Source organism: Nesterenkonia sp. PF2B19, assembly GCF_001758425.2.
Taxonomy (GTDB): domain Bacteria; phylum Actinomycetota; class Actinomycetes; order Actinomycetales; family Micrococcaceae; genus Nesterenkonia; species Nesterenkonia aethiopica.
On the sequence record NZ_MDSS02000089.1, the window covers coordinates 1 to 8,122 of the forward strand.

The 8,122-nt window shown below is 71.4% G+C and carries 10 protein-coding genes; 1 reads left to right on the forward strand and 9 read right to left on the reverse strand.

What is annotated here, in order from left to right; genetic code table 11:
• The 9 genes from BCY76_RS18345 to BCY76_RS16485 form a co-directional block, all read right to left on the reverse strand.
• Window positions 1-276, reverse strand: a 276-nt coding sequence (locus BCY76_RS18345; RefSeq protein WP_442935372.1) for a hypothetical protein, incomplete at its 3' end; no start/stop codon positions are given.
• A gap of 8 nt (window positions 277-284) precedes the next feature.
• Window positions 285-2,063, reverse strand: coding sequence for a hypothetical protein (locus BCY76_RS16450; protein ID WP_085437933.1), 1,779 nt, complete (start codon window positions 2,061-2,063; stop codon window positions 285-287).
• Between the two features lie 243 nt (window positions 2,064-2,306).
• Complete coding sequence (locus BCY76_RS16455) at window positions 2,307-2,834, reverse strand: hypothetical protein (protein WP_070158732.1); 528 nt, start codon at window positions 2,832-2,834, stop codon at window positions 2,307-2,309.
• The gene (locus BCY76_RS16460) at window positions 2,831-3,562 is read right to left on the reverse strand and encodes a DapH/DapD/GlmU-related protein (protein WP_237090241.1); all 732 of its coding nucleotides are present in this window, start codon (window positions 3,560-3,562) and stop codon (window positions 2,831-2,833) included. The genes BCY76_RS16455 and BCY76_RS16460 overlap by 4 nt, the downstream gene beginning before the upstream one ends.
• A gap of 452 nt (window positions 3,563-4,014) precedes the next feature.
• Window positions 4,015-4,491, reverse strand: a complete 477-nt coding sequence (locus BCY76_RS16465; protein ID WP_070158731.1) for a cupredoxin domain-containing protein — start codon at window positions 4,489-4,491, stop codon at window positions 4,015-4,017.
• Between the two features lie 39 nt (window positions 4,492-4,530).
• Entirely contained in the window at window positions 4,531-5,205 is a 675-nt protein-coding gene (locus BCY76_RS17790; RefSeq protein ID WP_139827860.1) for a hypothetical protein, read from the reverse strand.
• On the reverse strand, window positions 5,198-5,776 hold the full coding sequence (locus tag BCY76_RS16475) for an RNA polymerase sigma factor (protein WP_070158729.1): 579 nt from the start codon (window positions 5,774-5,776) through the stop codon (window positions 5,198-5,200). Before BCY76_RS16475 ends, BCY76_RS17790 begins: the two co-directional genes overlap by 8 nt.
• Window positions 5,777-5,847: 71 nt before the next feature.
• Window positions 5,848-6,291 carry a hypothetical protein gene (locus BCY76_RS20555; protein ID WP_336582630.1) on the reverse strand — a complete coding sequence of 148 codons (444 nt, stop codon included), beginning with the start codon at window positions 6,289-6,291 and terminating at the stop codon, window positions 5,848-5,850.
• A gap of 413 nt (window positions 6,292-6,704) precedes the next feature.
• Window positions 6,705-7,613, reverse strand: a complete 909-nt coding sequence (locus tag BCY76_RS16485) for a LysR family transcriptional regulator (RefSeq protein WP_070158727.1) — start codon at window positions 7,611-7,613, stop codon at window positions 6,705-6,707.
• A gap of 109 nt (window positions 7,614-7,722) precedes the next feature.
• Here BCY76_RS16485 and BCY76_RS16490 point away from each other — a divergent pair.
• On the forward strand, window positions 7,723-8,122 hold a 400-nt coding region (locus BCY76_RS16490), incomplete at its 3' end, for a LysE family translocator (protein WP_170922741.1).

The following is an 8,122-nucleotide window of genomic DNA, read 5'->3' on the forward strand; positions in this document are numbered from 1 at the left end:
CTCCGGCTCCGGCTCAGGCTCAGGCTCCGGCTCAGGCTCAGGCTCCGGCTCCGGCTCAGGCTCAGGCTCCGGCTCCGGCTCCGGCTCCGGGACGTCAGGCGTCTCGAGATCCTCCTGCGGGTCAGATGCCGACGTCTCGTCGGGGCTGACCTCCGCGGGCACGTCGCGGACCGACTCTTCGGTCTCCGCATAGGCCGGAAGTGCGCTCAGCGGCGCGCTCAGGCCGACCACCACGGCAGCAGCAAGACCGGCTCGCACGCCGGCAGGACGATTCATCGGTGTCATCAAGCATCCCCTCGGTCCCGGGAGAGCGCCACCACCGAACCATCCGGCTGCCGCACCCACATCGTCCCCCCTGGGGACACCCCGATCACTCTGTCAGTCTCTGAATACACGTGCTGGTCCAGCACGATATGACGCCCACTGTCGGTCTCCACCACCGCCGCGGGCCCCAAGGCCACGGTGAAGTCGGCTCCATCCCAGGCCGCCTCCAACTCGCCAGACGTCAAAGACACAGCATAATTCTCGATGATGGCCAGGTCCATACCCCGCCCGACCTCCCAGGCCGGCGCCTCGGAGGCCGGGGTCGGCGTCTCGAGCACGGCACGGGCCGCCCCGTCGTCGAGATCGTGGACCACGTAGTAGCCCTGGTCCTCGGCAGTCCAGTACGACAGCCCCTGCCCGTGCCCCACGGCCAGGTGCTTGGTGAAGGTGAACCCTTCCTCCGGCGTCTCCAGGGTCAGTGCCGTCGACTCCTCGCCCTCTGACCACGGGATACGCACGATCTCCGGTTCACCGGGTCGGGCCTGGATGATCCCGGCCCGGTCGGCCGCTCCGGTGATCAGCTCGGGATTGACCTCCAGGAGCTCCGGCTCCTCCGAGCCCAGCTCGAGCAAGTGGACGCCGTCCTGGTCATGCAGCAGCGGGATCTCCCCCATTGCCGTGACCTCCGACCCCTCAGGAATCTCCCACCTCTGCTCATCCCCTGCGGCGGTCACCACGGTGAACTCACCGTCGGTACGGACGCCCACGGCGTCGACGGCGGCCTCGGTCTCCCCTGGCAGCCGCAGTTCGGTGGTCCACTGCAGCTCGGAGTCCAGCTCGATCTCCGCCACCGGCTCGCCGGTCAGCCCAGCACGCAGCACCAGGGTCTCGCCCTCGCCGGCCACGCTGAGAACGCCCGCCGAGAACACCGAGAGCTGACCGGCCTCCGACGGCGGCAGGTCCCACAGCCGCAGGGAGTACTCGTCCCGAAGATCGATCCCTGCCTCCACGAGCTCAGGGGAGGCGGTCGCCGGAGAGTCTCCCCGTGCGTCGTCCTCCCCTGTCACGGCGTACCAGGCGAGGCCGCCGACCAGCACCGCCACCACTGCTCCCAGCACCGCAGCCCGCCGACGACGACGCTTCCGCCGCTGCCGGTCCTGGGCACGGCGCGCACTGCGGGTGAGCGCTTCGAACTCACCGGTGTCCAGGGAAGGCTCACCCTCAACAGCCCCGGCCACAACAGGAGCGGAGTCCGAGCCGACCTCGTCGGCGCGGCTCGCGTGCCCTGCCGCCTCATGCTCAGCCGTGCCGTCTGACTCCGGCTCCTCCTGGGGCAGCCCGGCGGACCGGATGTGCTCCGCCAGTGCTGCGGGTGCGGGCGCAGCACGGCCGTCGGTGTCCAGGGTGAAGACGGTCGGTCGCAGGCCCAGCAGATCCCCGACGACTTCGGCGGGCCGCCCGCTGGCGCGGATCACCGACGCGAGTTCCTCGCCCAGCTCCGCGACATCGACCGGGCGCGGCCCCTCTCCCGGGACCGTCATCGTCCAATCCGTGTAGGAGAGTGTGAAGTCCATGGCCTGACGAGGAGGCCGTTCGCACCGCTCCGGATCGATGTACTCCAGCGTCCAGCACCCGGACTCGACGACGTCGGCGGCGCCCGGACCCGCGTCGAGCCCGATGACCGGAGACAGGTGCCCGTGATGACCGCGACGCACCGCGGCCAGCGCGGAGGCAAGGTCCGCATGCCGCGTCCGCTGACCGTCCCGATCAGCGAGGTCCACGGCGGCGTCAAGACGCACCGGAATCAGCAGGGGCGAGCTGCTCTCAGCGTCCGCCCCGTTCCCCTCAACCCGTTCTGGATCGCCTGCCACCTCAGCCTCTTTCTCGCCGCACCGCAGCGGTGATCGTTCTGAAGCCTCACCCTCGAGGCTGTGCTCACCGTTCTACCAGCTGGACCTGCCGGGCCACCAGAGATCCACGGACCTTCTCCCGAGGTGAGACGCCTCAGCCTGCTGGCGCCTCACCGCCCGCGTCGCTCCCCCTCAGACGGATTCGGAGGCCCGCCGACGTCGGCGGTAGTCCCACGTCACCGCCGCCAGCAGCGGACCCCAGGCGACCAGGGGCAGGTAGAGGAACCCGACGGCAGTGTGCCAGCGCGGATCCACCCCGCTGGACAGGGGCTCCACGGCCCACCACCAGAACAGCTGCGCCCAGAGCAGGGTGAGCAGCACCGCGCCGATCGAGGCCACCACGACCACGGGACGCACGGGGACGACCCGCCCACCCAGCTGCGGCACCCAGCCCGGCACGGTCTGACCCCAGGAGCGCACCAGGCCGAGGCCGAGAGCCGCCGTCGCGGTGGTCAGCAGCGACAAGGCGATCAGGGCTGGCCCGTCCTGGTCCCACCGCGCGCTGGCATAGCCCCACGGAAGGCCCAGCGCGTTGCCGAGCCTCCATAGACCGCTGGGAAGCGTGGTGAGCACGGTGCCCCAGGCAGCCCAGACCGCCCAGCGCGGCGCGGGCACGGCCCCGCCCGCGGAGCACGTGGAGCCCGTGGAGCCCGAACTCATCGGCCAGGTCCCTCGGTGGGCTCGCTGCCGGTCGGCACCGCAAGAGTCCGGGGCTCCCTCCAGGACCAGTCCCGGTCCGCCTCGGTGATCTGCCTCAGGACGCGCGCCGGGGTCCCGCCGACCACCGTCAGCGGTGGCACGTGGGCGTGGACCACCGCACCGGCGGCGACCACGGACCCGGCCCCGACCCTGACGCCGGGGAGGATGACGGCATGGGCCCCCACCCAGACGTCGTCCTCGATGATCACGGGTGCGGAGAACTGGGTGCCGTCCCGGCGCAGCTCCGGGTGGACAGGGTGTCCGGTGGAGGTGATGGTGACCCTGGGGGCGAGCATCACGCGGTCGCCGATGTGGACCTCGCCGTCGTCGACGAGAGTGAGCCCGGTGTTGACGAAGACGTCGTCGCCGAAGAACGTGTGCGCGCCGTAGGAGACCACGACATCAGGCTCCACCCACAGGTCGCGGCCCGCGCGACCGAACAGCTTCCCGAGCAGCTCGGCCCGCCGGGAGGCCTCTCGCGGACCCGTGGCGTTGTACTCGCCGGCGAGCTCCTTCCCCCTCATGCGGGCCTCCTCCAGGCCGTCGAGGCCGGGCGCCGCATCGGTGTAGAGCTCCTGGGCGGCGATACGACGACGGACCTCACGCTCGCGGGGGTCCATGCCGATGTCGGCGCCCGGGACGTTGCGGAGTTCACGGCGATGGTGGGATGCGGTGGGGGTCGTCTCCATGGACCCATCCTGCCTCACGACCTCGTGAGTGCGATGTGAGTGAGATGTGAGCACCCCCTGGGAGAGTCGTCAGCGTCGACATAGTCGGCCATGCCGAGGGGCGCGGCCTCACGGGCGTCCGGACGACATGCGTCCGGGCATCTGCCACCTCACCGCGCCCCTCGGTCCAGACCGCGACGCCAGGACCCGAGAGGAGGAGCCATGCTCGAATTTCTCACCACGGTGATGAACTTCATGAACATCATGTACATCCTGTGAGCCGCATACACGGCCACGTGATCACAGAGGTGGACGTCCCGCCCCTGGGCATCTGCTCAGGGATCTCTCCCGTGGGACGGACGCAGTAGCCGATCGGGGCTGGTGACGCCGCATGCGTCGCCAGCCCCGTGGCATGACTGTCAGGCGGCGGCGGCGAGGTCCCGTCACGCCCCGGAGGGCCCTTCGAGGGCGGATCACTCGACGACGAGCGTGGCGGTCATGGACGGATGCGGGGTGCAGTGCAGGCTGTAGTCGCCCGGCTCCTCGGGGGCGGCGAAGGTCACGGTCTCACCGGCGCCCACCGCGACGTCGAAGATCCCGGACTCATCGGAGGTCACGGTGTGGGCCTCACCGTCATGGTTGGTCACGGTGATCTCCGCCCCGGGAGCCACGGTGTCCGGGACATCGAACTCGTGGTCGGTGATGGTCAGGTGGACCGGTGTCGCCGCGCTGTCACCGTCGTCGGCACCGTCTGCCTCTTCCTCGGCCTCTCGAGGGGCGCCGTAGCCCGGCCGGGGGCTGTCGGCCTCCTCCTCAGTACCGTGGTCATCGGTCGGCTCATCGCCCTGACAGCCGACGAGCAGGAGCCCCGCGGCGGCCAGGACTGCCAGGGTGGTGCTCGTCCGGCGCCTGCCGGGCTGTGCAGGAGTTCTCCTCAGGTGTGGTCTCATACCGACGATACGTCTGGAAGCCGCAGAGGGATTGGTCGGTCACAGGCGGGAGGAGGCCCACCGCTGCCCGTCCTGGTCGATGAGCAGGACCTCCACCACGCTGGGGTCGCGGTCGGCGACGACCCACGTGCCGCCGCCCTCACCCAGCGGCCACTCGCCGACCTCCTGCACGGTGCCGTCGGCCAGCCTGACCAGGCATGTGACGGCCCGGCCCTCCGGGGCCGCGACCACGTCGATCACCAGCACCGCCCCAGACTCTCCGTAGGCACGGGAGACCTCACCCACCGGATCGGCGTCATCCTCGTCGGCGGCGACGAGAGGGAACCCCGCTGCGTCTTCCGGTCCCGCCGGTGGCTGCCCGCCGAGCACTCCCCACATGATCCCCGCCCCGATGGTCAGGCCCGTCACCGCTGCCGCGGAGGGCAGCAAGGCCTTCCGCAGGCGACCGGTGACCCGGGGGCAGGCGCCGCCGTCGGGAAGGACGACGGCGGCTCCACACCCAGACCGGCCAGCACGCGTGACTCCAGCCCCGGCGCGGGGCCGCCCGCGGCGCCGCCGGCAGGACCGCTTCCACGGCGTCCAGGAGTCGGCGACGGTGCGGCGGCAGCTCGGGCATTGGGATACGTGGTCCACCAGCGGCGCGGTGGGCTCGGGGTCTCCGGTGCCCAGTGCGAGGTCCGTCAGCAGGTGCGGGTCGGGGTGGGCATCAGGCATGGTCCGCCTCCTTCCGATCCCGCAGGCGGCGCAGCCCGTCGCGGATGCGCGTCTTGGCGGTGCCCAGCGGGATCCCCTCCCGGTCAGCGACCTCGGCGGCGGTGCAGCCGCCGAACACCGCCAGCACCACCGCCCGCGCCTGGGGAGGTGACAGGCTGTGCAGCCTCCGGAGGGCCCGCTCCGACTCGATGCGGTTGAGCGCCGTCTCCTCCTGTTCCGGCACCGCCGTCAGCGTGTCCTGCACCAGCCGGTCCAGGATCTCGTCCTCCACCGGGGTGACCCGTCGGGCACGCACGGCGTCGATGGCGGCGTTGCGGGAGATCGTCAGAAGCCAGGTCAGCACGGAGGCGCGCCGCAGGTCATAGGTGCCCGCGGCCCGCCAGGCACGCAGGAACACCTCCTGGCTGACGTCCTCGACGAGGGCCGGGTCGCGGGTGATGCTCACCGCCATGCCGAACACCGCACGCTGGAACCGGCGCACGAAGGCCGTGGCCGCAGCGGCGTCTCCCACTGCGAGGCCCGCCAGCAATGCGGCGTCGTCCGCCCGGTCCGCCCGGGACAAGCCCTCCATAGTCCATGGTACGAGTCACAGCCGCCGGGAGATGGGTCAGCTATGGCGTACGCAGGGGCCGGTGGCGGGCCTCAGTCCAGTGTGACGCCGGTGTGCTGGGCCAGCGCGAACAACAGCTGCCCCTGGAACTGCTCATCGTGGACGGCGGCATGGGGCTCTTCGCGACGCCGGTGGTGCCAATACCCGCCGACGCCGGCGGCGTCGTCGGCGGTGACGGCCAGCCATTCCTGGGTCCGAGTTCCTTCCCGGAGGTCCCCGGTGGCCGAGGCGCCGCCCATGCGGGTCGGCACCCAGCCGGGGTCCACCGCGTGTGAGACGGTCTCCGGCCATCGGCGCTCGACGGCGGCGGCCAGAGCGGTGGCCATCAGCTTCGTGTCCGCATAGGTGGCAGTCTCCTGCTCTCCGGCCCAGTCGAGTCCCTCCAGGGTCGGGTGGCCTCCGTGGTGAAGACCGCTGGAGAGGATGATCAGGCGCCGGGGACGGGGCAGCAGCGCCGTGAGCAGATAGGGGGCCACCACATTGACCGGCAGCCGGTGCGCACCACGGAGGACGCCGGCGTTGTGGATGACCGCATCGAAGCCACCGAGCTCCTCCGCCTGGGCGGCGATGTCCCGGACCTGCTCCCTGTCGGCGAGGTCGCCGACCTCGGGCGGAGGCGCCGTCGTCCACCAGCGGCCGCAGGGAGGCGAGACGGTGGTCGTCGCGGGCGTGGACCGTGACGTGGTGTCCTGCCGCCTGCAGGTGCTCCGCGGCGATGCGACCGAGTCCGTCGGTGGATCCGGTGATGAGGATGCGTGCCATGGGCCGGTCCTTCCGGTGTGCTCGCAGGATAGTCAGCGGCACCTCGCCTGCGCGAGGTTTCGGCGTCGCCGGCTGTCCCACCCCTCAGCGCTGGACACCGGGCCCTGGTCCTGGCCCTGGGCGCCCCTCAGCCTCGGGCGGACAGCTGCATCAGCGTCTGCAGGGCACGCTGCACCACAGGGCGCGGCTGCGGGGCACGCCGGACATGCACCACGATGCGCCGGCGGACCTCCGGGGCTGTCAGCCCCCGGACCGGGAGCCTCTCCTCCACGCCGGTGAGCGCCAACCGCGGCAGGACTGTGAGACCGATCCCGGCCTCGACCAGCGCCAGCGCCGCGTGATGGTCGTCCAGCCGCGCCACATAGCCCGGCGCGAATCCCGCCGCGCGGCAGGCGGTGCTGATGATCCGGCCCGTCGGGCTGTCATAGATGTCGTGGTCGATCCAGGGCTCGTCCTGCAGCTCCTGCAGCGGAATGACGTCCCGGTCGGCCAGCCGGTGCCCCGGCGGCAGCACCACGAAGAAGGCGTCCACGGCCAGCGGATGCCGCTCGTAGCCCTCCAGGCGGGGAGCATCCGGCTCCGGCGGATCGTCGAGGGGCTCGTTGCGGATGTCGAGGTCGGCATGACGGCGGCCATGCCCGCCATAGGGCTCGTTGAGGCTGACCTCCACCGTGACCTGAGGGTGGTGGGTGCGGACCGCCTCGATGACTCCCGGCAGCCAGACCTGCGCGGCCGAGGAGAAGCACGCCACCGCCAGGTGCTCCGCCGGGGATTCCCGCAGGTCAGCGATGGTGCGGTCCAGCCGACGCAGCTCGGTGAGCGCTCCCGACGCGTGGGCGACGAGCTCCCGGGCCGCCTCGGTCGGCACGATCCCCCGGCCTTCTCGGGTGAACAGCTCCAGCCCGGTCTCGCGGGCCAGCTGTTTGAGGTGCTGGCTGACGGTCGCCGGCGAATAGTTCAGGTTCCGGGCCGCCGCCTGGACGGAGCCGCTGGCGATCACGGCCTCCAGCATCTGGAGACGGTGCGGGTTCTGCATGCCATGACCATACGGTGATGACGAACAATCATTCAAGAACACCCGCTTGTCCCGAACAGTTGAAGGAGGTGGAATGGTGAGGCTGGCCGTTCGCCCCCGAGGAGACATCGTGACCCTGAGCAGCTACCTGGCCTTTCTCGGCGTCGCCGCGATCCTGGCGGTCACTCCGGGACCGGACACGTTCTTGGCTCTGCGCTATGCCATGGCTGGCCGTCGCCCCGGCCTGCTGGCCGCCACCGGATCCTCCGCGGCGATCTTCGCCTGGGCCGCGCTGGCGGCGGCCGGAGTGGCGGCGGCGCTGCGCAGCTCCACCACCGCCTACTACGGACTCACCCTGCTGGGCGGCACGTACCTGATCATCGTGGGCGCCCGGGCACTGCACGCCGCGCGGGAGGCCCGCGCGTCCCTCTCGGCCACTTCCGCTCCGGTCACGCCTGCCACCCATGCCCACGGCCCGCGGCGCGCCGAGCCGGCCAGGACCGCGACGACGCCGCCGTCTCCGTCGGGGC